This window comes from Mesorhizobium sp. LNHC209A00, assembly GCF_000502915.1.
Classification (GTDB): Bacteria; Pseudomonadota; Alphaproteobacteria; order Rhizobiales; family Rhizobiaceae; genus Mesorhizobium.
Genome location: NZ_AYWT01000001.1, coordinates 712327 through 730977 on the forward strand (window position 1 = coordinate 712327; position 18651 = coordinate 730977).

General features: G+C 62.6%; 21 protein-coding genes. 5 read left to right on the plus strand and 16 right to left on the minus strand.

All coding sequences use genetic code 11. The features are described from left to right. Positions 1–38: 38 nt before the first annotated feature. Together msrA and X739_RS162520 are read right to left on the minus strand one after the other, a co-directional pair. Entirely contained in the window at positions 39–557 is a 519-nt protein-coding gene (gene msrA, locus X739_RS162525; RefSeq protein ID WP_023769509.1) for a peptide-methionine (S)-S-oxide reductase MsrA, read from the minus strand. Between the two features lie 171 nt (positions 558–728). Next, positions 729–2225, minus strand: a complete 1497-nt coding sequence (locus X739_RS162520) for a glycosyltransferase family 39 protein (protein WP_245273772.1) — start codon at positions 2223–2225, stop codon at positions 729–731. Positions 2226–2474: 249 nt separating this feature from the next. On the opposite strand from X739_RS162520, the gene X739_RS162515 reads away from it, so the two are divergent. Further along, positions 2475–3182: a hypothetical protein gene (locus X739_RS162515; protein ID WP_023769507.1), complete on the plus strand. Its 708-nt coding sequence runs from the start codon at positions 2475–2477 to the stop codon at positions 3180–3182. Positions 3183–3346: 164 nt separating this feature from the next. Here the strand turns inward: X739_RS162515 and X739_RS162510 are convergent, their stop codons facing one another. The 5 genes from X739_RS162510 to X739_RS162490 are packed head-to-tail and all read right to left on the minus strand — an operon-like array spanning position 3347 to position 5042. Next, positions 3347–3664: a hypothetical protein gene (locus tag X739_RS162510; protein WP_023769506.1), complete on the minus strand. Its 318-nt coding sequence runs from the start codon at positions 3662–3664 to the stop codon at positions 3347–3349. Positions 3665–3689: 25 nt separating this feature from the next. Then, positions 3690–3884 carry a hypothetical protein gene (locus X739_RS162505; protein ID WP_023769505.1) on the minus strand — a complete coding sequence of 65 codons (195 nt, stop codon included), beginning with the start codon at positions 3882–3884 and terminating at the stop codon, positions 3690–3692. Further along, positions 3869–4108 carry a hypothetical protein gene (locus tag X739_RS162500; protein WP_023769504.1) on the minus strand — a complete coding sequence of 80 codons (240 nt, stop codon included), beginning with the start codon at positions 4106–4108 and terminating at the stop codon, positions 3869–3871. The genes X739_RS162505 and X739_RS162500 overlap by 16 nt, the downstream gene beginning before the upstream one ends. Then, complete coding sequence (locus X739_RS162495) at positions 4105–4305, minus strand: hypothetical protein (RefSeq protein WP_023769503.1); 201 nt, start codon at positions 4303–4305, stop codon at positions 4105–4107. The genes X739_RS162500 and X739_RS162495 overlap by 4 nt, the downstream gene beginning before the upstream one ends. Positions 4306–4307: 2 nt before the next feature. Continuing rightward, positions 4308–5042 carry a glycosyl hydrolase 108 family protein gene (locus X739_RS162490; protein WP_023792461.1) on the minus strand — a complete coding sequence of 245 codons (735 nt, stop codon included), beginning with the start codon at positions 5040–5042 and terminating at the stop codon, positions 4308–4310. A 186-nt stretch (positions 5043–5228) separates the two neighbouring features. Here X739_RS162490 and X739_RS1000000169100 point away from each other — a divergent pair, with 186 nt between their 5' ends. The 4 genes from X739_RS1000000169100 to X739_RS1000000169105 all read left to right on the plus strand — a co-directional run bounded on the left by X739_RS1000000169100 (position 5229) and on the right by X739_RS1000000169105 (position 7227). Then, positions 5229–5375, plus strand: coding sequence for a hypothetical protein (locus X739_RS1000000169100; RefSeq protein ID WP_023792464.1), 147 nt, complete (start codon positions 5229–5231; stop codon positions 5373–5375). Then, positions 5376–6056: a class I SAM-dependent methyltransferase gene (locus tag X739_RS26180; RefSeq protein WP_023792467.1), complete on the plus strand. Its 681-nt coding sequence runs from the start codon at positions 5376–5378 to the stop codon at positions 6054–6056. Between the two features lie 86 nt (positions 6057–6142). After that, positions 6143–7054, plus strand: coding sequence for a hypothetical protein (locus X739_RS162485; protein WP_023769500.1), 912 nt, complete (start codon positions 6143–6145; stop codon positions 7052–7054). Continuing rightward, positions 7051–7227 carry a hypothetical protein gene (locus X739_RS1000000169105; protein WP_023769499.1) on the plus strand — a complete coding sequence of 59 codons (177 nt, stop codon included), beginning with the start codon at positions 7051–7053 and terminating at the stop codon, positions 7225–7227. Before X739_RS162485 ends, X739_RS1000000169105 begins: the two co-directional genes overlap by 4 nt. Here X739_RS1000000169105 and X739_RS162480 read toward each other — a convergent pair whose 3' ends face one another. From X739_RS162480 to X739_RS162435, 9 genes are all read right to left on the minus strand, one after another. After that, positions 7228–9648 carry a hypothetical protein gene (locus tag X739_RS162480; RefSeq protein ID WP_023769498.1) on the minus strand — a complete coding sequence of 807 codons (2421 nt, stop codon included), beginning with the start codon at positions 9646–9648 and terminating at the stop codon, positions 7228–7230. 583 nt (positions 9649–10231) lie between these two features. Further along, the gene (locus X739_RS1000000171105; protein WP_023769497.1) at positions 10232–10366 is read right to left on the minus strand and encodes a hypothetical protein; all 135 of its coding nucleotides are present in this window, start codon (positions 10364–10366) and stop codon (positions 10232–10234) included. Between the two features lie 312 nt (positions 10367–10678). Next, positions 10679–11194: a hypothetical protein gene (locus tag X739_RS162470; RefSeq protein WP_023769495.1), complete on the minus strand. Its 516-nt coding sequence runs from the start codon at positions 11192–11194 to the stop codon at positions 10679–10681. A gap of 3 nt (positions 11195–11197) precedes the next feature. Next, the gene (locus X739_RS162465) at positions 11198–11896 is read right to left on the minus strand and encodes a hypothetical protein (protein WP_023769494.1); all 699 of its coding nucleotides are present in this window, start codon (positions 11894–11896) and stop codon (positions 11198–11200) included. An 87-nt stretch (positions 11897–11983) separates the two neighbouring features. Next, on the minus strand, positions 11984–14461 hold the full coding sequence (locus X739_RS162460) for a hypothetical protein (RefSeq protein WP_023792488.1): 2478 nt from the start codon (positions 14459–14461) through the stop codon (positions 11984–11986). Continuing rightward, positions 14461–15060, minus strand: a complete 600-nt coding sequence (locus tag X739_RS162455) for a hypothetical protein (protein WP_023769492.1) — start codon at positions 15058–15060, stop codon at positions 14461–14463. The genes X739_RS162460 and X739_RS162455 overlap by 1 nt, the downstream gene beginning before the upstream one ends. 611 nt (positions 15061–15671) lie before the next feature. Then, positions 15672–16661: a hypothetical protein gene (locus tag X739_RS162445; protein WP_023769490.1), complete on the minus strand. Its 990-nt coding sequence runs from the start codon at positions 16659–16661 to the stop codon at positions 15672–15674. 84 nt (positions 16662–16745) lie between these two features. Then, positions 16746–17657, minus strand: coding sequence for a hypothetical protein (locus X739_RS162440; RefSeq protein WP_023769489.1), 912 nt, complete (start codon positions 17655–17657; stop codon positions 16746–16748). Between the two features lie 83 nt (positions 17658–17740). Beyond that, positions 17741–18313, minus strand: coding sequence for a hypothetical protein (locus X739_RS162435; protein WP_023769488.1), 573 nt, complete (start codon positions 18311–18313; stop codon positions 17741–17743). Positions 18314–18651: the final 338 nt, after the last annotated feature.

An 18651-nucleotide genomic window follows, 5' to 3' on the forward strand; every position in this document is an offset into this window, starting at 1 on the left:
GTTTACACCCCACCTGCGGCCAAAACGGCTGGTGAACCTTATGAAACCGCCTTTTCACGAACCGGCAGCTTCCAGCCTGGTCTGACGAAATGGCACGTGTAGCCGTTGGGGTATTTCTCAAGATAGTCCTGGTGCTCGGGTTCGGCCTCCCAGAACGCACCGGCCGGCGCGAGTTCGGTGACGACCCTGCCGGGCCACAGGCCGGAGGCGTCGACATCGGCGATAGTGTCCTCCGCCACACGCTTCTGCTCCTCATCGGTGTAGTAGATTGCGGAGCGATAGCTCATGCCGACATCGTTGCCCTGGCGATTGCGCGTCGTCGGATCATGGATCTGGAAGAAGAATTCCAGAAGCTGACGAAAGCTGATTTTCGCCGGGTCGAAGGTGATCTCGATGGCTTCGGCATGCGTGCCATGATTGCGATAGGTAGCGTTCGGCACGTCGCCGCCGCTGTAGCCGACCCGCGTGGCAAGGACTCCCGGGAAGCGCCGGATCAAATCCTGCATGCCCCAGAAGCAACCGCCGGCAAGCACTGCACGTTCGCTCGAAGTCGCCATGTCACGTCTCCTTGAAAGGCAATTCCGGAAGTGTAGCGGCTCTCCGTCGGGAATTGCGCGGCAACAAACTTGGATAGCGCCATAAATGGGCACTGTTGCCTGGTTCGTCCAGTCAGACGAGCGGCCGTCCGGTTGTATTATAGGGAAAAGGATAGCACGAAGCCGTTCGCCCTAGCTGCGCGGATGCCGGGTCCGGCTGCTGGCGGCAGCCGGCAGATGTCGCGTGCCCGGCGGAACCACGGCAAAACTGATCGCCACCGGCGGTGCCTCGCGCGACCAGTTGAAAAGAACGGTCTTGACCGGGATTTTGTCCACCCATGCCAGCAGCCTTGACGGCACGTGACGACCCGACCAGACCATCAGCATGCCGTGATCGCGCAACCGCTGCCTTGTGATCCAGGGTGCGAACCGCATATCGAGATCGGTGAAGATCGACGGCTTGTCATAGGCGTTGAGGCCAGCCAGCATGGCAAGATTGGTGTCGCCACCGACGATGTCGAGCCGGCCCGGCGCCGCCGCGTGCCAGATTGCCTCGGCCTCGTCCGAGATCGGCCGCGCCGGCCAGCAGACTGCGTCCATGCGCCCGCGCACATTGCAGTCCGTCCATCGGATCGCCCCATAGGCGCCCGACATGGCCACGATGCAGATGAAGGCGCAGATCGCCAGCCTTCTCATCTCGGCGGCACCGAGCCGGTGGCCGAGAAAGGCGAGCGCGACGACGCCGACAAGATTGTACATCGGTGCGCCCCAGGCTTCGCCGGTGCCGGTGAACAACGAGACGACCATGATCAGCACCGCCGGTCCAAGCCCCATCCAGCAGAGATAGACGAGCGTGTGGCGCTCGACCGGCACTTGCGGGGCTGGTGAGCGCCGCAACAGCCCTGATAGCGCCAACACCAGGAGAAAGCCGGAAAGGCCCGCCATCTGGACGCCGATATAATAGAGCCGCGCCCGGTGCTCGCTCACCCATGCATCGCGGCCGGCGAAGTAGGTCAAAGGCAGGAAATCGATGCGGTAGAGCGCGATGGCAAGCGGCGCGACGACGGCGAGAAACACAGCCAGGCCAAGCCATGGCCAGGGTGTCGCCAGCCGGCTGCGCGCGCGTGGGTCGCACAGCAGCCAGAGGCCGCCGAAGGCAAGCAGCAAGCAGGTGGAGAACTTGGCGTAGAGCCCGATGCCGGATACCACGCCAAGCGCCAGCCACCATCCCGCCCCGCCGCCACGGCCGGCGCGCCACAAAAGCCAGCAGATCGCCGCCCAGAACGGCATCTGCGCATAATCGTGATTGAATTGCGGCGTCGGCCAGCCGAAGAAATAGATCGACGGCATCAAAAGCACGGCGGCCAGCGCTTTGTCGCGCCCGAGCGTGTCGCGAGCCAGCAGGTAGACCAGGATGAAAGTGGCCGAGATCGTCAGCTGGGCCACCAAATATTGCGGCCAGCGGAACGATCCGGTCAGGAGATGGCTGGTCTCGAGCAGCCAGCCGGGGAGTTGCGGATGCTTGTAGGTCAAAAGCACCCATTCGCGGCCCCACATGAAGCCTTCCACGACATCGCCGGGCGGTGCGGGATCGATGAGTGTTGGCACCATGGTCCAGCACAGGATCTGCACCAGGCACAAAAGTGACAGCAAACCCCAAGGGTGCCGAAGCAGGGCGGACCAGACCAAGGACAAGTCCAGGCCCACGGCAGGCAGTGCTGCCGGCACCCAACGATCCATGGAGTCGTCAATTCCCGCCATGCCGCGCTTAAATCACATCGCCCGGTTTGCCGATAGCCCCAAGGTCAAAGCTTACAAAAAAGTATACTTGCGTGCCATTGCAACACCAAGATTGAGCGGGAATCTCGGAGTTTTATTGCCCTCCCCCGGGCAGAACGGGCCGCACACCCGATCCCACTTCAGCATCCCGGACATTCGATGCGTCACCAGCATGCCGTCATCCACCACCGCGCGCTCGACTTCTGGCTGGCGCGCGCGGCGGTCCTTGTCATCATCTGCCTGCAGCTTCTGGTCATCAACGATCTTTCGTTCGGCCCTCGCTGGCTGGCGCCGGCGCTGGAGGCCGCGCTGCTCGTGCCCCTGTCCGTGGCCACCGCCTGGACGCAGGTCGCCAGCCAGAAAGCGGTCGAGGAAGAGCACTGGTATCTCGTCGGCCGTTTTCGCGTCATGATCCGCAGGACGGCCCTGGTAATGACCGGCGTAGTCAGCGTCATGAACTGCGGTTCGCTGGTGCTGCTGGTGCGCGTATTGCTGGCGGGACATGCCGGCAGCAGCGGCCAGACACTGCTGGTGGATGCGCTCAATATCTGGCTCACCAACATCATCGTCTTCGCCTTGTGGTTCTGGAGCACCGACCGCGGCGGGCCGCCGACCTGCGGACTGGTCAAACGCGCCCATGCCGATTTCCTGTTTCCGCAAATGACCCTGGACGATCGCGAGATCCGCGACTGGCTGCCTGGCTTCGTTGATTATTTCTTCCTCGCCTTTACCAATGCGACGGCGTTTTCGCCAACCGACACCTTGCCGCTTTCCCAGCGCGCCAAGCTTTTGATGATGGCGGAGGCGATGATTTCGCTGCTCACGATCGCGCTGGTCGCGGCCCGCGCCGTCAACATCCTGGCCTGATCCACGGTTTTGCGACCTTGCGCCGAAGAGGAGCAGGGCCCCGTTTCCGTGAAACGATGAGCGGCCTGAAAACGCAAAAAAGCCCGCCCCGGCGTGAGCCAAGGCGGGCTTTTGGTTCGATCGAGCCCTCAGGTGCCGGTCCCAAAGAAAGGCAAGGCCGGCCGTCAGTCCTCCGGGGCTGGCCCGAACTTCCCCACGATCACCTCGAACAGAATATCCGAGATCCACATGGCGCAGACGCCGATGAGGAAGGCAGCCGCAAGCGTCGTCGTGTCGTCACCGGCCAGCGGCAGCCCGGTGGCGCGGGCATACTGGACCACGGGCAGCGTCAAATAGGCGGCGGCAAGCGCGCCGCAGATTGGCGACGCGACCAGTTCTCGCAGCTTGTAGCGATGACGCGACAAAGCCCGCAGGACGCCGCCGGCGAGACCGGCGGCGACGACCGGCCCCTTGATGCCGAGCAGGCCGAAGAGATCGTGCATCATTTGACCGTCCTCGCGACCATCATCATGGTTTCCATCGGCACAGTCTTTCGCCCTTGCGGTTGTGCGCCAGCAACGCCTTGACCTCGCCATCCGACAGCGCATCGACTGCTGCCGCCGACAGGCGCAGCGGGCTCGACACCACGCAAAATCCGCCCTTGGCAGTGGCGCAGCCTGATATCACGGCCACGACCGAGGCGAGCATCAATCCCTTGCCCATGATTTGAGCTCCTTTCGGGCGGCGGCGGACGGCAGCGCACCGATATCGTTCTGGACCTGGTCGGCAATCGCGCGCGCCTCGGCCTCGGTGGCAGCCTGTCGCGCGCGCTCCGCGCGTTCGCCGGCCAGCCGCTGGCGAACACCCCAGCCGAATGCCGCAAGGATAGCGGCGCCAACCCCCAGAATGGTCGGATTGGTGAGCAGGAAAGACATTAGCGCGCTCATCGGTTTGGCTCATCCTTGACAAGATAGCCGACGGCAAAGATCGCTATCGGCAGAAGCGATGCCCATGTCTCGGCGTCGTACCAGGATGGCCAGAAGTTGCGTACGATGACGCCCGCAACGGAGGCGGCTGCGGCGGCGATCGTGGCGGCCGTCAGCTTGTTGGTTGGACGGGTGGTCGGCTGGGTAACTGTGGCCATTGTCAGAACATCCCTTCAAGGGCGACGGCGAAATGGTGCCAGGCGGCGAGGATGACGAGCACGCAGGCGGCGATGATACCGCCAGTCTTCGCGGCCATCGGCATTCCGGAATTGTCAGGCGCTGGCGACGCCGGCTCGGCCGCCAGCACGGTGCCGACGGGCGTTTCGGCCTTTGGCGGAGCTGCTTGCGGCGACGGTTTTGCAGGCCGCGCGGATACAGCCGCCGGCGCCGACATCAGCAATGCCTGCGCCCGCACCAACTTGACCCGATCCGACCAGCCGCGCCCGAATGTCGCCCATGTCGGCAAGCGTTGCAGGAACGCCAGGCGCGCATCGCAGAGCCCGTCGATCACGACGCCGGCCGGTTTTGCCCTGGCCGCTGCGAGCGTGGCCGGCCCGATGCGCCCGTCCTGGGCAGCTCCCACCACCGCTTGCAGATACTTCGCTGCCCTGCCCGGTCCGCTGTTCACCGCGAAATCGAACACGGCGCAGTCGACGCCGTCTGGCAACTCGGCACCCAGCACGGCATCCCAATAGAACCGGCGAAAAACCGTTGCCACCTGGTCATCCCCGATCTTGCGCAGATCGGCCTTGCTGGCGTCGGCCTTCACGTAGCGGCGGAAGTTCGCCAGCGTGACACCCTTCATCGTGGCGCCGCCCGGATCGGCCGGATTGTCCGACCAGCCACCTTCGGATCTCAGAACAAGCGCAAGCGCCCGCGCGAAATTGCGGTCCATGGGTATTTCTCCTTCGCGTTGTGATGGTTTTGGTCGACGCAGGAAGTCGGCCATGCCGTCTCCCGGGATGCCAATCCCTACGACAAGCGGACCAGCCCTCGGTAACTGTGCGTTGTCTGGCATCCCGCCTTGCACGCGGGCCGACACGTGATAGAAAAATGCAATTCCAGGACGAACGGGTTTCGGATGAGAAACTATATTGGCGCCGCGCAACGCCTGGTCTTCAACAGTCTGGCGGCCGCCATCGATCGTCGGCACAATATCGATCCGTTGGGTGCGGCACCGCGTGCGCCGAAGGCGGACTACCTGCAGTTGTTCGAAGCGGCGCGATAGGTGCCGTTTCCGGAGATCGACAGGCTGGAGGCGGAAACCGGATTCGCCATTGACCGCGACTGGCTCGACGAGCTGGGCCTGCACACCCAGATCACCATCAAGACGAGCGCGCTCGCCTATCCGCACGGGCGCGTGCTTTACAGCTTGCTTCGCCGCCGATTGGTGGACAAACCCGAGCCGTTCACGACCGTCGTCGAGACCGGCACGGCGCGAGGTTTTTCAACGATCTGCATGGCCAAGGCGATGGCCGACGCCGGAGCCGCCGGCCATGTGATCACGGTCGACGTTCTCCCCCATCAACGCCGCATCTACTGGAACTGCATTGACGATCACGAAGGCAGGAAGACACGTGCCGAGCTGCTTCAGCCCTGGCAGGGGCTTGCCGACCGGATCGTCTTCCTGCAAGGCGATTCATTGTTTCAGCTACCGAAGGTCGGCGTGAACCGCATCCACTTCGCCTTCATCGACGCGCAGCACACAAAGAAGAACGTCCTGCTCGGATACCAGGCGGTTGCCGCCCTTCAGCAGCCCGGTGACATGATCGTCTTCGACGACGTCACGCCAGGCCAATTTGAGGGTGTGGTCGAAGCGGTCGAGCAGATCAAACGGCAAGGGTTGTACGAAATTCGCCGACTCGTGGCGTCGGACTCAAGAGCCTATGCCTGGGGGGGCAGACGCTAATGAGCCAGCTATACTCGTCATCGCCCGGAATACAGCACACACATGGTGGACGAGCCGAGTTGTTTATAAGGCTCGCAATCGGAACAATGTTCGCACTTGCTGTTTGGACGGTGGACTGGGTGGCAATTCGAGGCGTGCCTTTCCCAGATCTGCAAAACTACATCATGAATTTCGACAATGGCGCCTACTACGTGTCTGCAGACGCGGCCTCTGTCGTCGAGTGGTATGCCCAGGAATATTTGTGGCGAAAAAGCATCTACGCGCTCAAGGAAAGCTTCGAGCTGCGCAGCATTTTTTCCGCGTTGGCACTCGTTGCACTTCTGATTTTTAGCACATACGTAGCGGTCAAGGCTTCCGCTCCTGCCTATCTTCTTTTGTTAGTTCACCCCCAGCTGGTCGACCTAGCTTTTTCACAAGTGCGATCCGCCACGGCAATGGCTGCGATGTATCTTGCACTTCTATTGCCATGGCGCCTTCTCAAGTATGGTTTCGTTGCGGTGGCCACGTTCATTCATTCGGCCGTACTGGTCTTTGTTGGAGCGTTTGCGGTCGGTCAATTGATCACCCGTTTCAATGTGGCTCGACGGCATCATATCCTGATCTCGGCCGGTTACATCGGCGCCGTTGTCGTCGCTGCAACCCTCCTCAAAAGTTACTTACTCGGCTCTATCGGTGACAGGCGCGCGACGATCGAGGTTAACACAAGCGGATTCCTACTGACGATTATGGTCACGGCTTATGCTGTGCCGTTTATTTTCTTCAATCAGATGTTCAGTCGGAAGTTTGCGGCCTTCATAGGCCTACTTGCATCGTCGCTCTGCTTTGCGATGTATCTCTACAATCAGAACGGCATTCGGTTCGTCGCCCTTTCCCTACCTGCCTTGGCGGTGGCAATCTCCGGTATCCCCGATGTTCAATGGCGGCGACTCACACTCACGGCAGCCGTGGCCTCCCAGGTCATTTTCTTCGGTTACTGGGCCAAAGGCATTTTTCGATGAAATCGATCCGTTGGATGGCCGAGAAATATCTTGCAGAGATCGACAGTTGGCGGGTCGCTTTCGTAAAGGTCTTCGGTTCAATCTGGGGCAACGTCTTCTTCCAAGCGTTCTTCTGGCTGATGGTGGTCGGCAACATCGTAGCGATGTGCTTTGGCGACACTCTATTACAATGATCAACCGCCGAACTGCCACTTACGAACGACAATCGTCATCACGCCGCTACCGGGATCCTTGGTAACTCCTGTGTCGTTGGCGATGATGATGTCCACGCTATCGGCCATGACGACGCGAGCATCTCGGATCGTACAGCCCAGGAGATCGGCCGTGAAGCCAACACCTGTAACTATGTCACCACGCGCCGCCCCTGGTACTGCGACCTGAATCGTTAACGTCGTGCCGGTTGGGATGCTGGGCGTTGGGTTGACAAATATCTGCCCAACGGTGCGCAACTCACTTTCAGTGATGCCGCTGAAGGCGGTCAGGATCGCGCCGCCACTGACGTTCATGGCGTTCCCAACGAGCCAGTTCTTCCCACCATCGGTGACGTTTGTGAAGCGGACGCCATTGGTGAATGTCACTCCTGTCGTGGCGTCGAAAACATTGTTGACTAAACGGCAGCCGACGAGCTTTGCATTCTGGACAAGAATTCCGTCATCGACCGTGCAGCCCGAGCTTGGCGCGAGGAAGCCGCCAAACACGTTGTTCTCGACCATTAAACCGCCAAAAAGCCTATTGCCCGATGGCGCGCCGATCCGAATGAACGACGAAATCCCCATGCCAGGAGAAAATCGAAACTGGTTGCCGCTTACCGAGCCACTGACCGGGTCGTTGGCCTGATCATTGGTGATCTGAATACCCTGGTTCTTCTGGGTCGCCAAGTACGGCGACTGCGACATGTCAAACATGTTGTCATCCACCGCGAAGCCGGTGCTACGATGGACAATAATGCCGTTGTGGGACACGTCCGCGACCATGTAGACTTGGAGCCAGCATTTCCGGATTTTCACGCCGGCTCCATCACGAACATAAATCTGGCAATTGCCGCCGGCGCCCTTGGTCTTCATACCCTCAATGACTGTTCCATTGCCGAAGTACGAGACTATATTGCCCGTAGGGATCGCCGCTGGGACTGTCAGGTCCGTTCCATCTCCACAGCAATCCTGAACGTCACCATTGATGATGCGCAACGAGGCAGAGCGATAATCGAGAATGCCAAACCGATCGATTTGCGATAACAGTGGATTGTCGATCAAGCAGTTTTGAGTGTTGCCCATATAGATACCGCCGCCGCAGCGTAGGATCTCGACATCGCGGAAGACGCAGCCTAAACCGCCTTTGTTGTTAACGCCGCATGCTGGTATCGATCCGAGGCTGTCCAGTGGCCCGCCCTCTGGGCCAGTGCCGCGAAAGCCGTCGATGACAACTCGCTCCATGATCACCGATTGCGGAAGCGCAGAGCCAGCGCCGACGCCATCAGTGTCCCAAAGCGCAAATGCGTGGCCGTTGCCGGCGGCGCCGGTCAGTTGATTGCCAACCGCCTTGAAATCATGAAAGCCAAGCCGCAGGGTATGGCCGACAAGCCGGAAGAGCGGCGTTCCATTGACCATCGCGCTGGTAACGGTCGATATGTTGCGGCCGAAGCCTTCAATATTGAACTGCCCGAACATGATGTCGATCGTCTGGTTGACTGTGATGGCAGTAGGCGGCAGCCGAATGTTGCCGCAGTTCTTTCCGTCGACGATGTGGACAGCAGCAATGATCGCCGCCGTATCAGCGTTGGCGTTTCCCAGCCCAGCGCCGAGCATACAAAGATCGAGGATGCTCTCCCTCAGCACCCAATATCCGCCGCCCACCGCATCCACGGTTCCATCCGGCATGAAGCGATCGGTGGAGCGGAAATATGCCAGCGCCGGATATCCGCCGGCGGTGATTGCCGCCAGCGACATGCGGGCGTAGTTGGCGCCGCCGACAAGGGTTGCCGGCGTGTTGAAGACCGGAGCGTAGAACTGCGTGCGGATGGCTTTGACGCCAGCGGCGATGGTGGCGCCGGCAGCTGCGGCCACCGACACGTAGATCGGCACGTTGACGCCCGACACCATGGCGGCGTCGGCGGCATATTGCTGGGCGAGATCGCGGGCGCGCTCCGCCTCGGCGATGACGCCGGCCAGCTCGTCCCTCACCGCCGCCGTCGCGTCGCCGACAAGATCGTCGGAGCTGAAGAAGGCAAGCGTGATGTCGTCGCGCCCGACGGCAGGCGCCAGCGTCTGGAAGGCATAGACGAAACCGGCCGACACCGCGCCTTCCTGTACATGCACCGTCGTGCCCTTCTGCATGGTGCGGCTGGTGCGGGCGTCGGCTGCGCGATACCAGAAACCTTGCGAGGCGGTGTAGATGCCGTTCAGCCTGGCGTCGTCCTGGTCCTTGACCAGAACGCGGTCGCCGACCGCCGTCTGGACCCCATCCATGGCCTTGAGCCCCTCGATCCACGCGACGCCGTCGACGATGACAGTTTCGAGGTTCGCAGTGGTCGCCAGGCGCACGGGTTCGCGTTCGCCGGTCAGCAGGCGAACGGCGGCGGTAGCGGGTCGGGCCATGAGGCTTGCTCCATTGAATTTCCGGGCGGACGGGACTTGAAGATGATAGGGATGCAGCCGCGCTTGGCGGCGCAACGAAGCCCTACTAGCGATACCGGCGGGACTTGCGCTTCTTACCGCCGATGCCGCGGCGGCTGTCGATCCGAGGATCAGCGCCCAACAGAGCGCATTGATCCAATGCAATTTGCCGGGTCGGCAAACTGTCGGCTCAACCCGGCAATTCGTATTTGTGGGCAAGAAAAGCTCGGCATTATGCGCCGGTCAGGACGTGGATACGAGCGCGCGATGCAATCAGCCCTCCCCTACAAAAAGATCGCCAACCGACATATGCGAAGGTGCGTGCCTCTCAGTTGAAGTCCAAACGGTTCGATGATCATCGAAGTACGCGTCACCAAAAGAGAAAATAGCAAGGGACCCGTCGGGACGGCTGCAACAGTGCACCCCGTCTGGACGGAAATTGCGGTGACGGCGCACTCTTTTCCACGGTTCGGTCCGGAGGTTCACTCCAGTCAGGTAAGGCGATAGCGCTAAAGTGCACTGTCACTGCAATTCTTATCAGACAGGCTGAAAGGCAGGTCTCAGCTCAATTCGCGAAGCCCGCTTGTTGCAGACCGACGGTCGCCAGTTGCTCAGTGGGGATTGCCCCTAAGGCATTGAGAACCGTGTCGCCGACGTTGCCAGACATCGCGGACGCCACAGCCTTATCGGCGGCGACCATGAGCGTGATGCCTAGCAACGAGATGCCTTGCCGGCTCCCCGGAGACAACCAGCACCCGCGCTAGACTACGCCAGACACTGCTTGGCTCTCTATCGACGGCGGTAAGTTAGCCAAGCTTATGTTGCGGCGTAGGAATGAGCTTCGTGACTTCTGTATGCGAGTCCCGCAAACCCAACTCGGCTGCTTTGCCCAAGTCTGATCTGCCCTGTGCCCCCAACGGGAGATCCGCCGGAAACAGAACCACATCGCCCAAATCGACCCGGCGCCGGTCGACGGAGAGAGGAATGACATGGACCATCGATCATCCCTTTCCTACTGCGCGCCAAGTGGCGAGCCGCGGAACACCACCGACCGTTTCGGCACCGTGCCAGCCATCGCGCTCAAGGCCGGCGCCTTAGTTGAATCCGGGATTTTGGCGAGGCCGCCAACGAGCGCGCTGCCAGCGCTGAAGATCGACGCCCCCACCGCCTGCTTGCCGGAAATGCGCGACAACGCAGCCTGACCGTCGAGGTTGTTCTGGCGCAGCCGAGAGCCGTACAGCATCGCGTCGAGGTCGGCCTGGCCCTGCCGTGCGTTCGCCGCCAGCACCTCGGCCGGCGAGCCCGCAATGCCGACGCCGGAAGCGCCGGCCTTGGCGCGAGCCTGCGCCTGCAGGAGGTCCTGCTTGTGACGTTCCCGGCTCAGTTCCAGGGCGGTATTCTGCGCCTCGGCTAGGGCCTGCTGCTCATAGGCCCTGGCCTGGTAGTCGGCCGTCTGTTTGCGCTGCTGGCCTTCCACCAGCGTGCCGCCGACCGAAAGAGCCGTGCCGAGAAGGGCAAGTGTGCACATGGTTTAGCCTCGTTCGCCAAGGGGTTTGCTTCCAGGAGTGAATTTGCCTTTGGGACGCCTGACGCCGAGGCGATTGCCTTCGGAGCGCTCGACCGGCGCCCCGAGCGTCGGGCGCGGATCGAGCGTGCCGCCGGGACTGAGGAAGGAGATGAGCAGTCTGTCGGCCTGCAGCGCCGGCCGGCTGAGGCGGGAGGGCGCCGCGGCCCGCGAGCCGGCCATGGCAGCGCGGCGTGTGGTGGTGAGGTTCACCTTCATCTCGGTGACGCCGGCGGCGTCGAATAGGCCGTTGGCTGTGGCGATGGCGCGGGCGAGCGCATCGGCTTCGAACAATTCCTGGCGCAGCCGCTCGACCAGCAGACGAACGCCGCGCCAGCGCTCGCCAAGCACGGCTGCCCTGGCCTTGGTCTCGTCGCCAAGCGCGGTGATATCGGCACGGGCTTCGCTGCGCGCGGCTTCCGCGCGTCGCTTGCCGGCGGCATCGATGGCTTTTTCCAGAAGCGCGATCCGGTCGTTGCAATCGTCGAGCGCGGCCCGCGCCACGGCAAGATCGCCGTCACCGAAGACCGCCCGGTCCTCGGCCCCGGCCAGTTCGGCCTTGCGGGTGAACGCATTGTTGAGGTCGGTGTCGAGCAAGGCGATGACGACCGCGTATTCGGCAGCCGTCCGCGCCCTGCCGAGTTGCTCGGCATGGAGGGATGTCATTGGGAAGGATCCTTATGGGGTGATGAGCGGCTGGCGAAGCTGCCATCTCCCACCAGGGGGAGATGGCACATCCGGCATTGGCGTTACCTACGGCTCGGCGTCGAACACCGGCGTGAGCGCCCTGATCGTGCAGGGCGTCGGATTGACATGGCGGATGCGCACCCGCCCCTGCCCTTCCCAGCTGTCGTCGATCGGCACTTCGACATTGCCGGTGAACAGTGTTGCCCGCCCGTTCGGCGCGACGATCGAAGGCAGGCGCACCGGTTCCCAGCGGCCGCGCATCAAGGACTGCACTTCCAGCCCCGTGGTGTCGGTNGTGTCGGTCTCGAGCAGCGACAGGATCGCCTTCGCCACTTTCTTGCGGCGGCCGACGATGGAGCCGTCGCGGCCACCGACATCGAGCTCCAGCGTGTCGGCGCCCGCCGCATAGGGCAGCCCGAGCTGCCATTGGGCGGCGGCCGAGCCGCCAGGCAGCGTCACCGTGCCGCCGCCGCTGACAACGAGGCCGCGATAGACCTTGCCGTCGGCCAGCACATCGACGGACTGGCCGGCGAGATGCATCGCACCGCCCACCGTGGTCACCGCGAGGCCCGTATAAGTGAGGCCGCAATCGACCTCGAAGGCTTCGGCGACGGCGCCATATTCGAACGGCGCGGTCTTGATCTCGATATAGCGCTTGGTCACGCCGCCAATGGTGCGCTTGACCACCAGCCACAGGTCGTCATTGCCGTCTCGCCCGGGCGTCACGACGGCACTTTCGACAGCCGCCCAGCCAACGCCACTGAAGCCGCCGCCCAGGCGATGCCGGTGCATGCCTCTGACATCCTGGGATGGCTGGTGCGTGTAACCGCCAAGCTCGCCATTATCGAGCGGAAACCACAGCAACGGGTCGGGGTCGGTCTGGAAGGCAAGCTCGACCACGCCCTGTTTGGGGATGTGCTCGGAAATTTGGCCGACATCGTCCGAGGAGAAGCGGCTCTGCGCGGTCTGCGTCAGCTCGGCGATCGATTTGCGCGAGCGCGTGACGTAGAGGAACGACTGGCCGGCATCGACCGGACGGATGCGGGCGCAACCGAAGGTGCGCGAGCGCCGGTTCTTGAACGAGGACGGCGTCAGCGCTTCGTCGATGCCCGAGCCCGACAAGGCACGCACGCCGCCGGACGTACCGATCAGCAGCGCGCCGTCGGAATCGGCGATCCAGACGATGTCGTTGGCCTGTCCGCCGCCGGCCTGGACGAACTCCAGCGCATCGTCATCCTTTTCGCCGAGCGCGAAATTGTCGAAGTCGCCAGTGGCCGAGGCATAGACCGAGAATTTACGGCTGAAGGCTAGGCGCTCCTCGTAGAGGGAGCCCGCCTCGACATATTTGCCGGGCACGAAAGTGCCGAGCCGCCAGCGGGTGATCGGCGAGGTATCGGGCAGCGCATGGCCGAAGAGCCTGATCTTGACCGCCATGGTGCTGGTGACGCTGGTGATCCTGGCCCAGCGCCACATAGTGTCGGCGCCCAGCAGGCGCACCGAGCGGCCGACATCGGCCGGCTGGAACCCGGCGTCGTGATTGATTCCGACGACGGAAGATGCCGTCAGGTCGAAGGGCGCCATCGTATCGCCGCTCTCGGCCATGGCGATCTCGGCAACACTGCAGTTCACCGCATCGCCACCGCCGCCGCCCGAAAAGGCGAATTTGTAGTATTCATAAGCTGTCTTGTTCTGGAAGTCGTAGAACCGCACTTCGGACCCGGACCAACCGACCTCGCCGGATCGCCCGTCCAGGGACACATAATTGGTGCCGTCATTCGATCCCGACAGCGTCCACTGCGTCGGCATGTCGGAATTCGACGAGACATTGTCCGACGCGGCAAGCCAGTAGGCATTCACGGCCCTGCCCTGGCCGGCGGGAAATTGATACTGGACGAATCCGCTGCTGCCAGCCGCGAATTTGATCTCCTGCGTGATGTCGCGGTCGAACACCCTCCAACTGTTGGTTCCCGTGCCGTCATCGCTCACCCTGCCGCTCGGCGCGGTGCTTGCGCTCATCTTCGGCGTGGCATGGCCGGTATTCGCCGGGGTCAGCGTCGTCGGCGTGGTGTTGATCTCGTCATAGGGTCCGTCGAGAAACGTGAAATCCGTCAGCGCCCAGGCGGTGTGCGCGGTGCGCGTCAAGACCTTCGGCGGATAGTCCTTGTGCGTGATCCACATCTGGTCTGCCGACTGGACATAGGCGAGTTCGAACAGATCCGCCTCCAGATAAGGCGAAGCCACCTCCACCGTGCCGACGCGCGCGCCATAGGCGTAGACGCGGATATACTGGGCGCCGAATTCGAGCGCATAGGCCTGCTCGGCCGAGAAGATGAACGGGATCAGTCGCGTCTTCTTGGCCGATGCCTTGACCTCGCCGGCGAAATAGGTGCCGCCGCGCTTGCGGATGCCGCCATGCGGCAGCGTGACGAAGTTCTCGCATCTGGCGAGCGCCGCCCGATAGAAGTCGAGCGACGCGCGGGCATGCAAACGCGGGCTGATTTCGCCACGGGTGAAGACATCCTGAAGCGGATAGAGCGTGGTCATCAGCGTGCGCTCCTGCTGTCGCCGCGTTGGCTGGACCACGAAGCGCTGTAGAGACGACCGCCGCGCTGGATGGCATTGCCGTTGAAGGCCGCGTCCAGCGCCCGGTCGTAGGCCGAGCGCGCAATGTCGATCATGCCCGACTTGTGGGTCAGCGGATGCGCGACCTTGATGGCAAGCGCGGCCACCAGCACCTCGGTGAACAGCGCGTCCCAGTCGTTGGGGTCGGTGAGGTTGGCGATGTAGCGGATGACGAGCGGACCGGGCTGGTCCGAATAGATCAGCCCCGCCTCCTGGCGCCAGGAGACCGGCAAGCCGTCCGGTTCGCCATTATGCGTCAGCGGCAGCGGCCGCAGGCAATCCGCCGGCAGTTCGTAAGCGACGTTCAACCCGCAATCGCCGCCGCCGGTGTTTGCTCCGGCGACCGTGGCGCGCAGGATCGCGGACACCCAGGCGCACTTGGTCAGCTCCGCTTCGCGCGTCAGGTCGAAATGCAGGTTCAGCAGCCGCGCCGCCTTGACGTCCTGATCTAGACTGTCGATCGGCGCCTCGTCGAGCACGGCGAGCGCCATGTTGGCAATATCGGTCGGGGTGATGGCCATGGGTCAGCGCCTCGTGGGTCGTGGTTGTTGCGGGCATGAAAAAAGCCGCTCGGAGGCGGCGTATTTGCTATTTCGCGATGGCAGGCGCTCTACGGCGTCCCCCCTCCGGCCGGCAGGCCAGAGGGGGGCGCGAAGGATCGCGGCTCAAAGCCCGGCCTTCGGCTAACCCGAGCCTGTTAGAGCAGCCACTTTCGCCAAATCGGGCTGGAGAACATCCCCAGGACGATGAGAGCACACCACACCAGCCCGATGCCAAAGAGGAGCAGGCACCACCAGGCGAAACGATCACCGCGGTCTGCTTGTCGCTTCAGGGCTCCATATTTTGCCCAGCTCGAAATGGAATAGAGCATCGAATATAGGGAATTGCCCTTTGGAGGGTCAGTCTCGATTTCCTCTCCGAGAAGATGGCCTCCGTACAATTGGAACGGCGCCGAGAGGACAAGGCCTATTGTGATGGCAGGGAGGAACCAGTTCAAACCAATATTCTCGCGCCGCAGTAGACCGCATTCTAGCTGCCTTCGAAAATTAAACAGTTACGGCACGCATTACAATTAGATCATTTTTTGCAAGAGGCGGGAGCTTATCGCCCCCGCCCCCTAGCCTTGGCTTGATCAAGCCTCGGTCGTCTTCAGCGCGATGAACGTCATATTCTTGACGCTCGACGCGGTGCGGTCCCAGTTCGCCGCCAGCGCCAGTTCCGCATCGGTGGCGAACTCGCCGGCCGAGGAGGCGTCGAGGAAGCGGGTGCCGGGAACATGCGGGACGAAATGACGGCGGCCGACCATTTCGGTGACACCGCCGCCATGGCCCTGGCGCGGCTTGCGGTCGAACTCCAGCGGCCCGCCCTCGGTGTTGACCGGCAGTTCGTTCCACAGGATCGCCTTTTCCTTGAACATGAAGGCGGTGTAGACGCCCGCCGCCACCGGAATGTCGTCGTCGACCACGCAGCGCAACCCCATGTAGTAGGGGATGAGCGGCCCGCCCTGCTCGGAGGACGGCACGTAGTCGATGAGGTCGGCGAGCTTCAGCGCCTTCATCTGCTTGGAATGCATCCAGATCGTCTTGAACTTGTCCGCGCGGTCGCCCATCAGGTAGGCAGCCTCGATGATGTCGGTGTCGACGATGGAGGCGCCGGTGGTGCGCACGAGGTCGCCGGCATCGTTGACGATATTGTCGGCGACGACGCCCTTCAGGATGCCGAGCAGGGTCAGCTTGTTGGCGCGCTGCCAGTACTCGGTCTGCCGTTTGACGATCAGCTTCTGCGGATCATCACCCGCCAGAATCGAGGTCAGGTCCGGAACCCCCCACGCTTGGGCGCGGACGTTGCGGGCGGCGATCTCGCGGCGCGATCCGATCTTCTTCATTTCGATAGAATCGGCCGGATCGTCGTTGACCGGCTCTGACGGGTCGTTGCCGAGATCCTTCCAGCCGGGCATGTCGACCGAGCGGCCGCCCATCGACAGTTTCGACGAGATGGTGGGGTCGGAAAATAGGATTCCGGCCTGATAGATTTCGAGCGACTGGACGTGTTCCTCGAAAGCATATTGCGCATAGACGGACGGAACGATCGCGTCCGCGATACGGGTGTAGGCGTCTGCCATTTTTGTCTTCCTTCAGGGTTGAGTTTGGTGGTGACGGTGTGTTGAGATTCAGGTCGGCCGGGATCACCTGAATGTCGGCACAGCCTAGAGGGGGTTGTTCGGCATCCAGCGGTCGGGGTTTTCTCCGGCCTCGCGAGCCAGGCGCCGGGCACGTGCGGGGTCGCTTTTGACGAGGGCCGAGATGGCCGTCAGGTTGCGTTCGCCGGAGGCATTGCGCTTGAACGGATTGCCTCCGTTCGAACGCGCCCCGCCGTCGATCGTGTCCTCCCGGAACATCGCTTCGCCAATGGCTTGAAACGCCTTGGCGATCCGCGGATCGGTCAGCGCCCCGTCAGGCAGAAGGATGCCCTTCGCCTTGTAGGCGTCGACAAGGCCGAGCTTCTTCATCGCCCGGTTGGCGACCTCAAGCTTCTGGCGGAAGCCGTCGCTGTCGGTCGGCCCCCAATCCTTGACGAGGTCGTCATGGGTGGCTTCGACCGAACGAGCGAGCGCGATGTGCTGCGCTTGCGCCTGCTCGGCCATGTAGCCGACGAACCTGTCATGGTAGGCCTGCGCGATCTTCGGGCTTGCACCCGCTTCGACCGCCCAGGCCTTGGACGCATTGGCGAGCTCGTCCGAATAGGCAAAGTTCTCCGGCAAGCCTTCCGGCCTGCGGTACTCGACCTTCTCGGACGACGTGACCGGACGCATGGTCTCGGGCAGCCGGGCGTGAAACTTATCCCAGTCTTCCCGAGATGCATCCGGGCCGGGAACGCGCAGGCTTTCACCCTGCTGCCGCTCCAGCTCCGCATAGGACGTGAAAACCCGATCGAGATTTTCGGCCCTGGTCCAGCCCTTGGCTTCAGCAAGCTTGCGGTTGCCTTCGGAAAGACCGTCAAACCAACTTTTACCGGTCGCCGGGGCGGACCCATTATCCCCGTTGGCCGGTGGCCGTACTGGGTTGCCCGCCGGCTGCGCACGCGCCGCCACGGACCCGGTGTCTGCCAGATCTGTCATGTGATGTTTTCCTTTGGTTAGAAATGAGCCGGCGGCAAAGCTGCCAATCTCCCCACTCCTGGGGGGATCAGCAGCGTCGACGTCTACGCGTTGTCCCCCCAATTCTCCCACAGCAGCGTCACCGTCCCAGTCACCGCCAGCGTGCCGTCGGCGTCGATGTCCGTACCGTTGGCGAAGGCGAGGTTGAGATAGAGATCGACCGGCGTCGTCGTGCCATCGAGCGTCGCGGCGGGCGCGATGTCGGCCGCCGAAGCCGTCGACGGCGCGGCCACGGCGCCGTCCAGCGTACGCGCTGTCGAGGCCAGCACATTGACCATGGTGCCGGCCAGCGTCGCGCTCGCCGCCGCCGCCGAACCAAGCGACCAGGTCAGTGCCGCACTGTCGTTGATGGTCGAGGCGCGGGCGGTCAGCACGGCGAACTGCAACCTGGCCGTGCCGCCCTTGATGCGCACCTTGCCGTCGGAAAAGTCGAAGATCTTTTGGCTGGCATAGGCCAGCGCGTCGGTGACCGGTACCTGCATGCCGGCAAAGGTGAAGACGGTGCGGTAGGAGCCGCCCAGTCCTTTGGTGACCGCCTTCAGGCCGAGTTTGGGCGGGGCAAGGCCAGCCTCGCGCGAAGCGGCACGGGCAAGCGTGCGGGGAAGACCTCGGGTCATGTCAGTTCTCCATCGAGGGGTGAGGAATGGTGGGTGCAGCGCGCCCGGGAACCGATTTACTTGGCTTTCCAAGCGACGTAGCTCACGGCGATAACGGAGGCCGGCGTAGGCCAGGCGAACCATGAAAGGGTGAATTATTTTTGCGGATGGCGGCGCTACAGCCTTGTTCGACAAGGACGTTTGCGCGTCCTCTGTCCATCAACGGCCGAGAAACCATGTTTTATATCGTGAGAGCCCCTGCCCCCGTTCCGCCGCAATGCGCCCGCACGGGAGATCAATAGGGATTTCAGGCCTTTAAGGGAGACTTCACATAGATCGGAAGAGCGTCGTGTAGGGAA